The organism is Klebsiella sp. P1CD1 (genome assembly GCF_003790505.1).
GTDB classification, from domain to species: Bacteria; Pseudomonadota; Gammaproteobacteria; order Enterobacterales; family Enterobacteriaceae; genus Klebsiella; species Klebsiella variicola.
The window spans coordinates 2193572-2208616 of sequence record NZ_CP033631.1 but is presented as its reverse complement, the minus strand read 5'-3'; the positions used below and the strand labels follow the sequence as shown (position 1 = coordinate 2208616).

Here is a 15045-nt window from a genome sequence, read left to right as displayed (position 1 = left end):
CCGCACCCGCGGTAACCCTGTCAGGAGTATTATCGTGATTAGTCTATTCGACATGTTCAAGGTGGGGATTGGTCCCTCATCTTCCCACACTGTTGGCCCGATGAAGGCCGGTAAACAGTTCGTCGATGACCTGGTCGAAAAAGGATTGCTTAATGCGGTGACCCGTGTGGCGGTTGACGTCTACGGCTCGCTGTCATTAACCGGCAAAGGCCACCATACGGACATCGCCATTATCATGGGACTGGCGGGCAATCAGCCCGATACGGTCGATATTGACGCGATCCCGGCATTTATCCGTGACGTCGAGGCGCGCGGCCGACTGCTGCTGGCCAACGGCCAGCACGAGGTCGACTTCCCGGCGGATGACGGCATGCGTTTTCGCAGCGACAACCTGCCGCTGCACGAAAACGGCATGACCATTCATGCCTGGGCCGGCGAGAAAGAGATCTACTGCAAGACCTATTACTCGATTGGCGGCGGCTTTATCGTCGATGAAGAGCACTTCGGCAAAGAAAACGCCAATGAATTGCAGGTGCCCTACCCGTTTAAATCGGCGCAGGAAATGTTGGCGTATTGTAAAGAGACCGGCCTGTCGCTCTCCGGGATGGTGATGCAAAACGAGCTGGCGCTGCACAGCAAAAAAGAGATCGAGGACTATTTCGCCAACGTCTGGCAGACCATGCGCGCCTGTATCGACCGCGGGATGAACACCGAAGGCGTGCTGCCTGGTCCGCTGCGCGTGCCGCGTCGCGCCTCGGCGTTGCGTCGTCTGCTGGTGGCCAGCGATAAGCTCTCCAGCGATCCAATGAATGTCGTTGACTGGGTCAATATGTTCGCACTGGCGGTCAATGAAGAGAACGCCGCCGGCGGTCGCGTGGTGACCGCGCCGACCAACGGCGCCTGCGGCATCGTTCCAGCGGTACTCGCCTATTACGACCACTTTATCGAATCCGTCAGCCCGGAAATTTATATCCGCTACTTTATGGCCTGCGGGGCGATCGGCGCGCTGTACAAGATGAATGCCTCCATTTCCGGGGCGGAAGTCGGCTGTCAGGGTGAAGTGGGCGTTGCCTGCTCGATGGCGGCGGCGGGCCTGGCTGAACTGCTCGGCGCCAGCCCGGAACAGGTTTGCGTGGCGGCGGAGATCGGCATGGAACACAACCTCGGCCTGACCTGCGACCCGGTCGCCGGCCAGGTGCAGGTGCCATGCATTGAACGTAACGCCATCGCCTCCGTCAAGGCAATCAACGCCGCGCGAATGGCGATGCGCCGTACCAGCGAACCGCGCGTCTCGCTCGACAAAGTGATCGAGACCATGTACGAAACCGGTAAAGACATGAACGCCAAGTACCGCGAAACCTCCCGCGGCGGCCTGGCGATTAAAGTTCAGTGTGACTAAACTGTTCGTCCCCCCCTGCGCTCGCAAAGCGCGCAGGGGGATAACCCTGGTGACTGAAATCTCCCTGATGCGCCTTCAACGGCGCATTTTCTTTTTTCTATACCTGGCGATATTCTGCCACTACAATTGCTCTATTAAATAAGCCACGCTTAACCACTCGTCCTGTCGACAGGGTGTCGCACATGCAGACTGCACAAAAAGTCATTACGGCCTATCGTCGCAAACGCATTATTGTCTGCCTGCTGGTAGCCCTGCTAACCCTGGGTACCACCTTAGCTATCCGATTTATTTCACAGCGTAGCGTAAATGAAGAGTACATTCGCACTGCCGCCAGCCAGCGGGTCACGGCGCTGGATAACATCCTGCGTCCGCTGAGCGCAGAGCGGGCGACGCTACTCTCCCTGGTCGACAAACCCTGCATGGATATTCATCTCACACTGCGCAAAATGGCGGCCTCGCTGCAGACGGTCCGCTCCGTCGCGCTGGTGGCGTCAGGGATGATCTACTGTTCCAGTATCTTTGGGCAACGGCAGGCGGATCTGCACCAGCTGCAGCCCGCGCTTCCGGCTCACCACCCCTTACTGCTCTTTTCTACCGACAACTCACTGCTCAAAGGCACACCGGTGCTGATCCAGTGGTATCCAGCCTCGGAAAGCGACTTCGACGGCGTGATGTTAATTGTCAATATCGAACTGCTGGGGACCTTAATTCTCAAAGAAAAATCGCCCCTGATCAGCGACGTCAGCCTGCAGGTCGGCGACCATTATTTTATCAGCGGCCTCGGCCTGATTGACAAAGCGCACGCCCCGCAGGCGTCAGTGATTTATCGCCAGCGTTCCACAGAATTTCCCTTTACCATCAACATTAACGGTCCGGGTGCCGCGACTATCGCGCTGGAGGAGCTGCCCGGTGAGCTGCCGCTGGCCCTCATCTTCAGCCTGTTGATGACCGGCATCGCCTGGCTGGCCACCGCCGGCAGAATGAGTTTCTCGCGAGAGATAAGTCTCGGCATCACGGCCCGGGAATTTACCCTCTGGTGCCAGCCGCTGCAGGATGCGCGCAGCGGACGCTGCTGCGGGGTGGAGATCCTGCTGCGCTGGAACAACCCCCGCCGCGGCGAGATTTCGCCCGAGGTATTTATTCCCATCGCCGAAGGGGACAATCTGATTATTCCCCTCACCCGCTATGTGATCGCCGAAACCGCCCGCCGCCTGGATGCCTTCCCCAGCGAGCCGCATTTTCATATCGCGATTAATGTCGCTGCCCGTCACTTTGCCCACGGTTTGCTGCTGCATGACCTGCACAATTACTGGTTTAGCGTCAATCCGGTACAACAGCTGGTGGTTGAACTCACCGAACGCGATGTCCTGCAGGATGGCGACCAGCACATGGCCGAACATTTGCATTTAAAAGGGGTCCAGCTGGCGATAGATGATTTTGGCACCGGTAACAGCTCGCTCTCGTGGCTGGAAAAACTGCGGCCGGACGTGCTGAAGATCGACCGCTCGTTTACCAGTTCCGTCGGGATAGACAGCGTCAATGCCACGGTGACGGATATTATTATAGCCCTCGCCGACCGTCTGAATATCGTTACCGTGGCCGAAGGGGTGGAGACGCTGGAGCAGGAAAGCTATCTCCGGGGCCACGGCGTCGATGTGCTGCAGGGATTTTATTATGCCCGGCCGATGCCGATAGAGGCGTTTCCGGCGTGGCTGGCAGACAGAGAGGGGCAGAAAAGCGAGGGGGGAGAATAGCTCGCCGGCCACAGGGGCCGACGAGCAGGGCAATTACTCTTCTTCGTCGCTCAGCGGACGGGTGACCACCGCGCGGACCAGGTCGACCCGGTAATCATTCGCTTCCACCACGGTAAACTGCAGCGGCGGTAGCGACACGGTGTCGCCAATGCGCGGGATATGGCCATTGACAGCGATCACCAACCCGGCCACCGTGGCAATATCCTCATCTTCATTGACCAGCGCATCCAGTCCAAGCGCCTGCTGCAGCGCATGCAGGTCGGTCGAGCCTTTGATCAGCCAGCCATCGCCGTCAATGACGATCTCCGGCGTCTCATCGGCATCCGGGAATTCACCGGCGATGGCTTCCAGGACGTCCAGCGGCGTCACCAGCCCCTGTACCATGCCAAACTCGTTGGTCACGATGACAAAGCTGCCGCGCGCGCGGCGCAGAACGCCGAGCAGATTGATCGGGTCCAGCGTTTCCGGGACGACAATCGCCGGGGAGGCAGAGGCCAGCGCCGCAACGTTTTCTCCCGCCTCAAGGGCCACCAGCAACTCTTTCGCCCGCACGATACCGATGATTTCATCCAGCTCTCCGCGGCAGACCGGGAACAGACTGTGCGGCGACGAGAGCAGCTGACGACGAATTTCGTCATCACTCTGTTCGGCGTCGACCCAGCTGATTTCACCGCGCGGGGTCATAATACCGCGCAGGGAGCGCTGGGCCAGCGTCAGCACGCCGTTAATCATGTAACGTTCTTCTTCGGCAAACGCCCCTTCCGGCACCGGTATGGCTGCCGGGCTGTCGGCGTCATGGCTGACGGAGGTCTGTTTCCGGCCGCCCATCAGGCGCAGGATCGCATCCGCGGTACGGGCACGCAGCGGCAGCGTCGACTGATGTCGGAGAAAGTTGCGTCGCGCCACCTGGTTAAAGAACTCGATGATGATCGAGAAACCGATCGCCGCGTACAGATACCCTTTCGGAATATGGAAGCCAAACCCTTCCGCCACCAGGCTCAGGCCGATCATCAACAGGAAGCTCAGACAGAGCACCACCACCGTTGGGTGCTGGTTGACAAAGCGCGTCAATGGCTTCGACGCCAGCAGCATCATGATCATGGCGATCACCACCGCCGCCATCATCACCGGCAGATGGTTAACCATCCCGACCGCCGTGATCACCGCATCCAGAGAGAAGACGGCGTCCAGCACCACGATCTGCAGTACCACCACCCAGAAACTGGCATACCCTTTACCGTGACCGCTATCGTGCTGGCGGTTTTCCAGCCGCTCATGCAGTTCAGTCGTCGCCTTAAACAGCAAGAAGATCCCGCCGAGCAGCATGATAAGGTCGCGCCCGGAAAAGGAGAAATCAGCGATAGTAATCAGCGGCTTCGTCAGGGTCACCATCCAGGAGATCACCGACAGCAGCCCCAGGCGCATCACCAGCGCCAGCGAAAGGCCGATCAGTCGCGCTTTATCGCGCTGCTTCGGCGGCAGTTTGTCCGCCAGGATGGCAATAAACACCAGGTTGTCGATACCGAGCACAATCTCCAGAACGATAAGCGTCAACAGGCCAGCCCAGATTGAGGGATCCATTAACAATTCCATGTACGACTCCGGTTAGCGGCAAGCTGAGTCATCGCCATGTCATGCATGGGCGCGACAATAGGTGCTGAGAGAAAAGCGTGATGCGTGGAGGTGGCAACCAGGTGCCAGAAAGTGAAAAGACGTCGATGACGGTCCATACTGCGGGCTATGCCCTATACTCCTGAGTAATTAAACGGAAGTTAAACATAGCAAAATATAGATCGAAATTGGAAAAAATTTACCTGAATTTGCAATAACTAAGGCTATTTTTTGCGCTGCAAAATTATTACCAGGCGATGCCTGATTAACGGATCTTCATCACATTAATTATTTTTTCACTGTCTAAAATAATTCGCGGTAGTAACTATTTTCTATCTTACACCCTAACTGAATCGATTTTGTCCTCAAGAGTGATTCAGGATGTATCAAAGCAGATGATGCATTCACGATAATAAAGGAGGTAGCAAGTGACGATTGCTATTGTAATAGGCACACATGGTTGGGCTGCAGAACAGCTGCTGAAAACAGCAGAGATGCTGTTGGGCGAGCAGGAAAACGTTGGCTGGATCGATTTCGTTCCGGGTGAAAACGCCGAAACGCTGATCGAGAAATACAATGCCCAGTTGGCAAAACTGGATACCAGTAAAGGCGTGCTATTTCTCGTCGATACATGGGGAGGCAGCCCGTTCAACGCTGCGAGCCGCATTGTCGTCGATAAAGAGCATTACGAAGTTATCGCTGGCGTCAACATCCCGATGCTGGTGGAAACCTTCATGGCCCGCGATGATGACCCTTCGTTTGATGAACTGGTCGCCTTAGCGGTGGAGACCGGTAGCGAAGGCGTGAAAGCGCTGAAGGCCAAACCGGTGGAAAAAGCGGCTCCCGCGCCAGCCCCTGCCGCGGCGCCAAAAGCCGCCGCGCCGGCCAAACCGATGGGCCCGAACGACTACATGGTGATTGGCCTCGCGCGCATTGACGACCGCCTGATCCATGGTCAGGTCGCCACCCGCTGGACCAAAGAGACCAACGTCACCCGCATCATCGTCGTCAGCGACGAAGTGGCCGCGGATACGGTGCGCAAAACCCTGCTGACCCAGGTTGCACCACCGGGCGTCACCGCCCACGTGGTGGACGTCGCCAAAATGATCCGCGTTTACAACAACCCGATGTACGCCGGGCAGCGCGTCATGCTGCTGTTTACTAACCCGACCGACGTTGAGCGTATCGTCGAGGGCGGCGTGAAAATCACCAGCGTCAACATCGGTGGTATGGCGTTCCGCCAGGGCAAAACCCAGGTTAACAACGCGATTTCGGTCGATGCCAAAGATATTGAGGCGTTTAACAAGCTGAACGCACGCGGTATCGAGCTGGAGGCACGTAAAGTGTCCACCGACCCGAAACTGAAAATGATGGATCTGATCGCCAAGGTTGATAAATAACCCGGCCGATCGCGCCCCAGTTTTCACTTTAAGACTTAATCAACAGGAGAAGTACAATGGAGATTACCCTTCTTCAGATTGTGCTGGTGTTCATCGTCGCGTGTATTGCGGGTATGGAGTCGGTGCTTGATGAATTTCAGTTCCACCGTCCTCTGGTCGCTTGTACGCTGATCGGTGCCGTTCTCGGCGATATGAAAACCGGTATTATCATCGGCGGTACGCTGGAAATGATCGCTCTGGGTTGGATGAACATCGGTGCGGCGGTTGCACCTGATGCCGCGCTGGCGTCCATTATTTCCACCGTTCTGGTTATTGCCGGCCATCAGAGCATCGGTGCCGGTATCGCGCTGGCTATCCCGCTGGCGGCGGCAGGCCAGGTGCTGACCATTATCGTTCGTACCATCACCGTAGCCTTCCAGCACGCGGCAGATAAAGCGGCGGAGAATGGCAACCTGACCGCCCTGTCGTGGTTGCACGTCTCGTCCTTGTTCCTGCAGGCGATGCGTATCGCTATCCCGGCCGTCATCGTCGCCATTTCCGTCGGTACCAGCGAAGTCCAGGGCCTGCTGAACGCGATCCCTGAAGTGGTCACCAGCGGTCTGAACATCGCCGGCGGTATGATCGTGGTTGTCGGTTATGCGATGGTCATCAACATGATGCGCGCAGGCTACCTGATGCCGTTCTTCTACCTCGGCTTCGTCACCGCCGCCTTCACCAACTTCAACCTGGTAGCCCTGGGTGTGATTGGTGCGGTCATGGCTATCCTCTACATCCAGCTGAGCCCGAAATATAACCGCGTCGCCGGTGCGCCGGCTCAGGCGGCTGGTAACAACGATCTCGATAACGAACTGGACTAACAGGTGAGCGAAATGGTTGATATGACTAAAAATACCACCGAGAAAAAACTCACTCAGAGTGATATTCGTGGCGTGTTCATTCGTTCTAACCTGTTCCAGGGGTCATGGAACTTCGAACGTATGCAGGCGCTGGGCTTCTGCTTCTCTATGGTTCCGGCAATCCGTCGCCTGTACCCGGAGAACAATGATGCGCGTAAGCAGGCGATTAAACGTCACCTTGAGTTCTTCAACACCCATCCTTACGTTGCCGCTCCGGTACTGGGCGTAACCCTGGCGATGGAAGAGCAGCGCGCCAATGGCGCAGAGATTGACGATGGCGCCATCAACGGCATCAAAGTCGGTCTGATGGGGCCGCTGGCCGGCGTCGGCGACCCGATCTTCTGGGGTACCGTGCGTCCTGTGTTCGCGGCCTTAGGCGCTGGGATCGCGATGAGCGGTAGCCTGCTCGGTCCTCTGCTGTTCTTTATCCTGTTCAACGCAGTGCGTCTGCTGACCCGTTACTATGGCGTCGCCTATGGTTACCGCAAAGGCGTGGACATCGTTAAAGATATGGGCGGCGGTTTCCTGCAGAAACTGACTGAGGGGGCGTCAATCCTCGGCCTGTTTGTCATGGGGGCGCTGGTTAACAAGTGGACGCACGTGAATATTCCGATGGTGGTGTCAAAAATCACCGGTTCTGACGGACAGGTTCACGTCACCACGGTGCAAACCATCCTCGACCAGTTGATGCCGGGCCTGGTACCGCTGCTGTTGACCTTCGCCTGTATGTGGCTGCTGCGCAAGAAAGTTAACCCACTGTGGATCATCGTTGGCTTCTTCGTCATCGGTATCGCAGGCTACGCTGTCGGCCTGCTGGGTCTGTAATTTCCAGGTTGTACGCCGGGGGCTTGCCCCCGGCTTTTTTTTATCAGGAGGAACGCAAAGCAATGACATTCACGGACCTGGTGATCATCCTGTTTATCCTTGCGCTACTGGCCTACGCGGTGTATGACCAGTTCATTATGCCGAGGCGGAACGGCCCGGTGCTGCTGGCCATCCCCCTGCTTCGCCGCAGCCGCGTTGACGGTCTGATCTTTGTCGGCCTCACCGCCATTCTGATCTATAACAACATTACCCAGCACGGCACCCCGATCACCACCTGGCTATTATCTGCCCTGGCGCTGATGGGTCTCTATTTATTCTGGATCCGTACGCCGAAAATCATTTTTAAACCGCGCGGCTTTTTCTTCGCCAACGTGTGGATAGAATATCAGCGAATTAAAGAGATGAATTTATCCGAGGATGGCGTGCTGGTGATGCAATTAGAGCAACGGCGGCTGCTTATTCGCGTACGAAATATCGATGACCTGGAGAAAATCTACAAACTTCTCGTTTCAACTCAATAATTTATAAACATAGCCAGCGCTATATCTTCCAGTTTTTCTCTGGAAAAACATATAGCCATGGCTATATTTCCCCTGCCTCCTCTTCCCTTTTTTATTAACTATTTATTTACTTATAAATTCAAATGAAAATCGTTATCATTTGGTTATTAAAATAGCCGTCTTCTGTTATTGTTTTATATTCTAAAAATATGTTAAGGTTGCGCCCGTCGTTGGGGAGTAGCCGATTTCCTGTTTGCCAGGAAATGTACGTGTCAACATACTCGTTGCAAAACGTGGCACGTACGGGTTGAAGTGATTCAATCAGGCGAGACCATAGATACATCACTGCTGTACGTATTGCTCAGCCATTGAGCGGCTCCGCGTATATTTACTGGGGGCAGCGATGTGTCATATGGATTATCCCCGGTCAGGACACGCACATGAATTTATCCGCTACCATTCTTCTCGCCTTCGGCATGTCTATGGACGCCTTTGCAGCCTCTATCGGCAAGGGTGCCACCCTGCACAAACCTAAATTCTCAGAAGCCGTCCGCACCGGGCTGATTTTTGGCGTGATTGAAACCCTGACCCCGCTGGTTGGCTGGGGACTCGGCATGTTGGCCAGCCAGTTTGTCCTCGAGTGGAACCACTGGATTGCCTTTATTCTGCTGGTGTTTCTCGGCGGGCGAATGATCGTGGAAGGTGTTCGCGGCGACAGCGACGAGGCGTGCGACGCGCCTCGCCGTCATGGTTTCTGGCTGCTGGTCACCACCGCCTTCGCCACCAGCCTTGACGCGATGGCCGTTGGTGTGGGTCTGGCCTTCCTGCAGGTCAGCATTGTGACCACCGCACTGGCGATCGGCTGCGCGACGTTTCTTATGTCGACGCTGGGGATCATGGTCGGTCGCTTTATTGGCCCGCTGTTGGGCAAACGGGCCGAAATCCTCGGCGGTATTGTGCTGATTGGCATCGGCAGCGAAATCCTCTGGAGCCATTTCGCCGGTTAAGCCTTACGCCTCGCGCTGCCAGCAATGGATCATGAAGTCGGTCTGGCAGCCAAACGTCGCCTGCTGACGCAGCGCGGCGTGCACCTCAGGCTTAGCCCGCCACGCGAACGGCGTCATCTGCAGCAGCGCCTGCGCTTCACTTCCCGTCAGGGTCATCGGATAAGCCAGCTGCTGCTGAGCGTCCAGGCGGAATCCCGGCATCGCTTCCGTCTTCAGCTCATGCAGGCGTACCTCATCGTAAATCAGCCCTTTTAGCTCCAGCAGATGGCGGGGTCCCGGCGTGGCGGTGATCACCCATCCGCCAGGCCGCACCACCCGCGCCAGCTCTTCGGTGTTGCAGGGGGCGTAAATGCGCACTACCGCATCGAAGCTGTTATCGGAGAACGGCAGACGCTGGCTGGAGGCGACGCAAAAACTGACCTGCGGGTAGCGTTTTGCCGCCGCGCGGATCGCTGGCTTCGACACGTCCAGCCCCCAGCTATGGCTGGCGATGGTGGCAAACGCGTGGGTGTAATACCCTTCGCCACAGCCGATATCCAGTAAATCCGCAGGGGCGTAGTGCCGCAGCCGTTCGGCGATCGCCTCCCGTAGCGGCTGATAATGACCCGCATCCAGAAACGCCCGCCGGGCCTGCATCATCTCAGCGCTATCGCCGGGATCGCGCGACCGCTTGAACTGCACCGGTAGCAGATTGACGTACCCCTCTTTCGCCAGATCGAACTGGTGCCGCTGCGGGCAGGAATAGTGGTTGTCGCCGCGGCTTAACGGCGCGTGGCAAAGGGGGCAACTGTATGACATGACGGCTCCGGTGTTGCTAAAGGGCGAAAGTGTAGCGCTATTCGCCCCTGCAGACCACTGTTACAGCGCCGGCGCCAGCGGATGGCTGTCGTGCATCACGATCAGATTCTCTGCCCCTTGCGGCATGCCGTCCGGCATGACGTTCTCCAGCCGCAGGACATCCCCCATGATCTGGCTGAAGACCGGCGCGGACACCGCCCCGCCGTAATAGGAACCATTACTCGGATCGTTCATCACCACCACCAGCGCAAACTGTGGACGACTGGCGGGCGCCACGCCGGCGGTGTAGGCCACATATTTATCGATATATTTGCCGTCCGGACCGATTTTCTTCGCCGTCCCGGTTTTTACCGCCACCCGGTAGTCGCGCACTGCCGCTTTGGTACCGCCTCCCCCCGGGAGCGCCACGCTCTCCATCATATGCTCTACGCTGTGCACGATGTTCTCCGGCATCACCCGCGTACCTATCACCGGCGGATCGATGCGGGTTATCGACAACGGTCGTTCAATACCGAAACCGCCGATAGTCGCGTAGACGTGCGCCAGCTGGAGCGGCGTCACCATTAACCCATAGCCGAACGCGAAGGTAGCGCGATCCAGCTGCCCCCAGTAGCGACGATGCGGCATCAGCCCGGCGCTTTCCCCGGTCAATCCCAATCCGGTCGGCTCGCCGAAACCAAATGCCTGATAGGTATCAAGCAGATGCTGCACCGGCATAGCAAGCGAGAGATGCGACACGCCGGTATCACTGGATTTTTGCAGGATCCCGGTCAGACTCAGCTCCGGATAATAGCCAACATCGCGGATGCGGTGGCCGTCGAGGACAAACGGATGGGTGTCCACCACGCTATCCGGCTGGACAATCCCCTGCTGGAGCGCGGTCATGATCACCAGCGGTTTGACGGTCGATCCGGGTTCGAAGGTGTCGCTGATGGCGCGGTTGCGGAAATCATCCAGCGTCGCGCTGTCGCGATTGTTCGGATTGAAGTCCGGGTAGCTGGCCATCGCCAGAATCTCACCGGTATCAATTTTGATCAATACCGCCGCCCCGGATTCCGCCTTATTCCAGCGAACGGCATTATCCAGCGCATCTTCGGTCACCGTCTGCAGACGTTCATCAATACTCAGCTGCAGATTATGCGCCGGGACTGGCGGCACTTCGGTAATATTTTCAATAACATTGCCATGTTTATCTTTGCGCACCAGGCGTCGTCCGGGTTTGCCGGTCAGCTGGGCATTAAAGCTTTTCTCCACCCCTTCGATGCCCTGATTATCGACGTTGGTAAAGCCCAGCAGATTGGCAGCCACATGACCAGCCGGATAGAAACGTCGCGATTCATCGCGCAGATAGACGCCCGGGAGATGCAGTTTATCAATCCACTCCGCCTGCTCCGGATTGATCTGACGCGCCAGATAGAGAAAACGGGCGTGAGGATGACTTTGTACCCGTTGGGCCAGCTCCCCGAGGTTGAGATGCAGTGCTTCGGCCATTGCCTGCCAGCGAGGACCATAACCAACCCCACCCTTCTCCATGGTGGTCTGCGGGTCGATCCAGATAGCGCTGACCGGTACGCTCACCGCCAGCGGTCGTCCTTCGCGGTCGCTAATCATGCCGCGCTCCACCGCCACAGGCTCTTCGCGCAGAGAACGCATGTCTTCTTGTTTTACCAGGTTATCGGGAGAGACAATTTGCAGCCAGCCCACGCGGGCCAACAGCAGTCCCAGACAACCAAGAATGGCCACACAGAGTAACCCGAAGCGAATCGGGGTAAAGCTGGCGGCGGACTTCATTTTTTTCTTTAGCACCATAGCTCCGGCATCATTTTGCAACCATCTGATTTAACAGAAAATTAGCAAAACAGACTGCTACACAATGCTAATAAAGTTGACTATTTGCAACAAGACGCGACGGAAGGGGGTAAAATGACATGCTTTGCAATAAAAACGCAAAAGCCCCGCGCAGGCGAGGCTTTTATACAAGAAGAGTGGTCTTGTATCAGATAGCAGTTACGTTAACTGCAGCCGGACCTTTCTGGCCGTCCTGAATTTCGAACTCAACGTTCTGGCCTTCAGCCAGAGTTTTGAAGCCGTTACCCTGGATAGCGGAGAAGTGTACGAACACGTCTTTGCTGCCATCAGCCGGAGTAATGAAACCAAAACCTTTAGACTCGTTGAACCACTTAACTTGACCTTTAATCTTTGCCATTTGCAAAATTCCTTAGACTGTTTTCTTCGCCTGCTGGCGTTTACATAGATAAAACTGACACATAACTGCATGAGGCACTAATTTAAGGTTCGGCAGAGAAGCGGTATTCAACGACAACGTGTTTACTCAGGACTTCTTTACTGAAAATGCCACACATAAACAGAACTGTACCTCGTTTAACCCGAAACGTGTTATCACATACTACGTAAATAATGGCAAGCCATTTTTAAACGTGTCACGATCGTTCGCACAAATTATAAGGTAATCATTTGATCGCCTGCACATTTATGCGTCTTTGCCGCTCCTGGCAAGGCGTTATAGCATTCGCTAATATCACCTGGTTGCTGCCTCATTACTGCAACTTTTTTACCATAGCTCAACAACTTCGCTTCGTCCAGGTATGTACGTATACGAACCGCCATGCTGACGGCGCTTCGCTGAAGGCGATGAATATTGATGCGCATAATTACTCATAACAGCAGACGAAAAATCGCTAAAGCCGTACCAGTGTAGTGATAATAAAACCTGTTAGTCGTCACGCTAAAAATAGAGCTAATTCTGCACCTTAATAATGAAAAAATGATGACAGTGTCACATTCCAGGGCAATAAACGCGGCGGGAATGACTTTATTTACAGCGTGTAAAAAAGGGAATAATGCGCGGGGAAAGGAATAATGGAATAAGAATAAGCTATTACTGCCAGCTATCATGCAGGTGCGCATCTTATGATGCACACCTGTGGAGGTACTTAGCGCTCTGCCACCAGGCGGATAAACTCATCCTCTCCTTTCGCCTTGCCTGCGACGGTCGGCTCGGCCACGTCCTCTTTTTCCGGCGCATTAGCTTCGCAAAGGCGACGTAACAGCGCATTCTGCCGCTTTTGCTGATCCAGCAGCGCTTGCAGCAGTTCTATCTGCTCGTTCGCCCGCGAACTGGCGCGGTTGACGAAGAACCATAACAACAGACCGACAAGCAGCAACGCGACGGATACAGCCAGCGAAGCCAGATTTAAGATCCCAGGATTTAGTAACTCACTCATTTCACCACCTCAAAGAGAAGGCGTTCATTCTACCACCCACACCGCAGAAGGAAATCAGTCGTCAGAAAAATGTCTTACCACGGGATGAATTTATTGATAGTGCAAATGCCGCTGAAAAACTGAACATCCTGGTCGCACATTACGTTAAGCATCTGAGTCCACAGCAACAGGCAGCCTGCTATGATGACTATCAGTAAAACCCACCGTAATTTTTTCACTCCACTCTCCGCATTAGTACTTTATCTCACCAGGATAACACGGCCTTCTTAAACCGCGGCTAACTGTAATACGAACGGCAAGTTTAGGAATCATCGACTTGTTTCAAAACGTGTTCGTGTCAAAATCACGGCAAGGATCATACAAATAATGAGGCATCAATGCGATTAATCATTCGTACTATTGTCGTCGTGGCTATCTTATGGATTGGCGTATTATTAAGCGGCTATGGCGTATTATTCCACAGTGAAGAAAACGTCGGTGGTCTGGGTCTTAAGTGTCAGTATCTCACCGCCCGCGGGGTCAGTACCGCACTTTATGTGCATTCCAATAGCGGTGTGATCGGCGTCAGTAACTGTCCGGTTCTGCGCAAAAGCGCAACCGTGGTTGATAACGGTTAAAATCAATCCGGCGAGCGCGACAATAGCACCGCGCTCGCCGGATGTTTCAGCTACCGCGTCAGAACGGGTAGTCGTTGTATCCCATTTGCTCAGAAATCTTGCGCGCCGCCTGATGCAGCATCGCCACATATTCATGCAAACGTTCTTCTGAGAAACGTAGCGTCGGGAAAGAGATGCTCAGTCCGGCGATAACCACGCCGAAACGATCGAACACCGGTACCCCGATGCAGCGTAGTCCCTCTTCCTGCTCTTCGTTATCTTCGCCATATCCCTGCTCGCGTACGCCATCCAGCACCTTCAGCAGCGCTTCCGTGCTGGTGATGGTCCGCTCGGTGCTGCGTTTATACTCCACGCCCTCGAGGATCTGCTCCACTTCGCTGCGATCGCGCCACGCCAGCAGTACCTTACCAATCGCGGTACTGTACAGCGGATTGCGACGGCCGATACGCGAGTACATCCGCAGATTGTACATCGAGTCAATCTTGTGGATGTAGACGATGCTGTCTTCATCCAGCGCCCCGAGGTGAATAGTCTCTTTCGTCAGCCGGGAGAGTTCGCGCATCTGAATATCGGCGCTGCGTACCAGGTCGACGTTCTGCAGCGCACGAGCGCCCAGCTCGAACAGCTTGAGCGTGAGGGAGTATTTCTCTGACTCGCCTTCCTGCGCCACATAGCCCAGTGATTTCATGGTCTGTAAAAAGCGATAAACGGTGCTTTTCGACATCATGACGCGCTGGGACAGTTCGGTAATGCCAATTTCACGCTCTTCACCCAGCGCCTGTAAGATGCCAAAAACCTTCAATACCGAAGAGACAGAATCTGGCTGTTTATCCAAATCTGCACCTGCCATTTATCACCTCGCCGTAACTGTTTTATAAAATTTAGAACCGGTTTTTATTATAAATTCGCCGCCTCTGCGCCGCAATCATTCTTCTGCCACTTCGTTACAAATCTGCGACATACTGCGGAATAATCAATGCTAAACTCATCATT

General features: G+C 55.2%; 16 protein-coding genes, 1 pseudogene and 1 riboswitch. Of the genes and pseudogenes, 8 read left to right on the top strand and 9 right to left on the bottom strand.

Annotated features, from left to right (window positions below; all coding sequences use genetic code 11):
- Window positions 1-34 precede the first annotated feature (34 nt).
- Both sdaA and DTA24_RS11065 read left to right on the top strand, forming a co-directional pair.
- A complete protein-coding gene (gene sdaA / locus DTA24_RS11070) occupies window positions 35-1399 on the top strand; it encodes an L-serine ammonia-lyase (protein ID WP_004151445.1) in 1365 nt (454 codons plus the stop codon).
- Between the two features lie 182 nt (window positions 1400-1581).
- A complete protein-coding gene (locus DTA24_RS11065; RefSeq protein ID WP_039103957.1) occupies window positions 1582-3153 on the top strand; it encodes an EAL domain-containing protein in 1572 nt (523 codons plus the stop codon).
- A gap of 33 nt (window positions 3154-3186) precedes the next feature.
- Here the strand turns inward: DTA24_RS11065 and yoaE are convergent, their stop codons facing one another.
- Window positions 3187-4746, bottom strand: coding sequence for a CNNM family cation transport protein YoaE (yoaE, locus tag DTA24_RS11060; RefSeq protein ID WP_123836823.1), 1560 nt, complete (start codon window positions 4744-4746; stop codon window positions 3187-3189).
- 446 nt (window positions 4747-5192) lie between these two features.
- Here yoaE and manX point away from each other — a divergent pair, with 446 nt between their 5' ends.
- From manX to mntP, 5 genes are all read left to right on the top strand, one after another.
- The gene (gene manX / locus DTA24_RS11055) at window positions 5193-6164 is read left to right on the top strand and encodes a PTS mannose transporter subunit IIAB (protein ID WP_008804289.1); all 972 of its coding nucleotides are present in this window, start codon (window positions 5193-5195) and stop codon (window positions 6162-6164) included.
- Between the two features lie 56 nt (window positions 6165-6220).
- Window positions 6221-7021: a PTS mannose/fructose/sorbose transporter subunit IIC gene (locus DTA24_RS11050; RefSeq protein WP_004203359.1), complete on the top strand. Its 801-nt coding sequence runs from the start codon at window positions 6221-6223 to the stop codon at window positions 7019-7021.
- Window positions 7022-7033: 12 nt separating this feature from the next.
- Window positions 7034-7885 carry a PTS mannose transporter subunit IID gene (locus DTA24_RS11045; RefSeq protein ID WP_004145526.1) on the top strand — a complete coding sequence of 284 codons (852 nt, stop codon included), beginning with the start codon at window positions 7034-7036 and terminating at the stop codon, window positions 7883-7885.
- Window positions 7886-7947: 62 nt separating this feature from the next.
- Window positions 7948-8406, top strand: coding sequence for a DUF986 family protein (locus tag DTA24_RS11040; protein WP_008804288.1), 459 nt, complete (start codon window positions 7948-7950; stop codon window positions 8404-8406).
- Between the two features lie 199 nt (window positions 8407-8605).
- A riboswitch (yybP-ykoY riboswitch) is annotated at window positions 8606-8708 on the top strand.
- Between the two features lie 117 nt (window positions 8709-8825).
- Complete coding sequence (gene mntP, locus DTA24_RS11035) at window positions 8826-9392, top strand: manganese efflux pump MntP (protein ID WP_008804287.1); 567 nt, start codon at window positions 8826-8828, stop codon at window positions 9390-9392.
- Between the two features lie 3 nt (window positions 9393-9395).
- Here the strand turns inward: mntP and rlmA are convergent, their stop codons facing one another.
- From rlmA to mgrB, 7 genes and pseudogenes are all read right to left on the bottom strand, one after another.
- Complete coding sequence (gene rlmA, locus DTA24_RS11030; protein ID WP_023297873.1) at window positions 9396-10190, bottom strand: 23S rRNA (guanine(745)-N(1))-methyltransferase; 795 nt, start codon at window positions 10188-10190, stop codon at window positions 9396-9398.
- Between the two features lie 60 nt (window positions 10191-10250).
- Window positions 10251-11999, bottom strand: a complete 1749-nt coding sequence (ftsI, locus tag DTA24_RS11025) for a peptidoglycan glycosyltransferase FtsI (RefSeq protein ID WP_008804285.1) — start codon at window positions 11997-11999, stop codon at window positions 10251-10253.
- A 187-nt stretch (window positions 12000-12186) separates the two neighbouring features.
- Complete coding sequence (gene cspE / locus DTA24_RS11020) at window positions 12187-12396, bottom strand: transcription antiterminator/RNA stability regulator CspE (protein WP_001062678.1); 210 nt, start codon at window positions 12394-12396, stop codon at window positions 12187-12189.
- Between the two features lie 85 nt (window positions 12397-12481).
- Window positions 12482-12553 (bottom strand): annotated as a pseudogene (locus tag DTA24_RS11015) (DUF2627 domain-containing protein); the annotation flags it as partial.
- 97 nt (window positions 12554-12650) lie between these two features.
- The gene (locus DTA24_RS28085; protein ID WP_153242727.1) at window positions 12651-12860 is read right to left on the bottom strand and encodes a hypothetical protein; all 210 of its coding nucleotides are present in this window, start codon (window positions 12858-12860) and stop codon (window positions 12651-12653) included.
- A 284-nt stretch (window positions 12861-13144) separates the two neighbouring features.
- On the bottom strand, window positions 13145-13435 hold the full coding sequence (locus tag DTA24_RS11000; RefSeq protein ID WP_002911374.1) for a YebO family protein: 291 nt from the start codon (window positions 13433-13435) through the stop codon (window positions 13145-13147).
- A gap of 74 nt (window positions 13436-13509) precedes the next feature.
- On the bottom strand, window positions 13510-13653 hold the full coding sequence (gene mgrB / locus DTA24_RS10995) for a PhoP/PhoQ regulator MgrB (protein ID WP_002911375.1): 144 nt from the start codon (window positions 13651-13653) through the stop codon (window positions 13510-13512).
- A 159-nt stretch (window positions 13654-13812) separates the two neighbouring features.
- Here mgrB and DTA24_RS10990 point away from each other — a divergent pair, with 159 nt between their 5' ends.
- Window positions 13813-14052 (top strand): YobH family protein, encoded by a 240-nt coding sequence (locus DTA24_RS10990; protein ID WP_023322887.1) that lies wholly within the window; start codon window positions 13813-13815, stop codon window positions 14050-14052.
- 58 nt (window positions 14053-14110) lie between these two features.
- On the opposite strand, the gene kdgR is transcribed toward DTA24_RS10990, so the two are convergent.
- Window positions 14111-14902: a DNA-binding transcriptional regulator KdgR gene (gene kdgR, locus DTA24_RS10985; protein ID WP_008804282.1), complete on the bottom strand. Its 792-nt coding sequence runs from the start codon at window positions 14900-14902 to the stop codon at window positions 14111-14113.
- Between the last annotated feature and the right edge of the window lie 143 nt (window positions 14903-15045).

Excerpts from the sequence above, each read along its gene's own strand:
- DTA24_RS11065 (WP_039103957.1), top strand. The coding sequence starts at position 1,582 with ATGCAGACTGCACAAAAAGTCATTACGGCCTATCGTCGCAAACGCATT.
- yoaE (WP_123836823.1), bottom strand. The coding sequence starts at position 4,746 with ATGGAATTGTTAATGGATCCCTCAATCTGGGCTGGCCTGTTGACGCTT.
- DTA24_RS11050 (WP_004203359.1), top strand. The coding sequence starts at position 6,221 with ATGGAGATTACCCTTCTTCAGATTGTGCTGGTGTTCATCGTCGCGTGT.
- DTA24_RS11045 (WP_004145526.1), top strand. The coding sequence starts at position 7,034 with ATGGTTGATATGACTAAAAATACCACCGAGAAAAAACTCACTCAGAGT.
- DTA24_RS11040 (WP_008804288.1), top strand. The coding sequence starts at position 7,948 with ATGACATTCACGGACCTGGTGATCATCCTGTTTATCCTTGCGCTACTG.
- mntP (WP_008804287.1), top strand. The coding sequence starts at position 8,826 with ATGAATTTATCCGCTACCATTCTTCTCGCCTTCGGCATGTCTATGGAC.
- rlmA (WP_023297873.1), bottom strand. The coding sequence starts at position 10,190 with ATGTCATACAGTTGCCCCCTTTGCCACGCGCCGTTAAGCCGCGGCGAC.
- ftsI (WP_008804285.1), bottom strand. The coding sequence starts at position 11,999 with ATGGTGCTAAAGAAAAAAATGAAGTCCGCCGCCAGCTTTACCCCGATT.
- cspE (WP_001062678.1), bottom strand. The coding sequence starts at position 12,396 with ATGGCAAAGATTAAAGGTCAAGTTAAGTGGTTCAACGAGTCTAAAGGT.
- DTA24_RS28085 (WP_153242727.1), bottom strand. The coding sequence starts at position 12,860 with ATGCGCATCAATATTCATCGCCTTCAGCGAAGCGCCGTCAGCATGGCG.
- DTA24_RS11000 (WP_002911374.1), bottom strand. The coding sequence starts at position 13,435 with ATGAGTGAGTTACTAAATCCTGGGATCTTAAATCTGGCTTCGCTGGCT.
- DTA24_RS10990 (WP_023322887.1), top strand. The coding sequence starts at position 13,813 with ATGCGATTAATCATTCGTACTATTGTCGTCGTGGCTATCTTATGGATT.
- kdgR (WP_008804282.1), bottom strand. The coding sequence starts at position 14,902 with ATGGCAGGTGCAGATTTGGATAAACAGCCAGATTCTGTCTCTTCGGTA.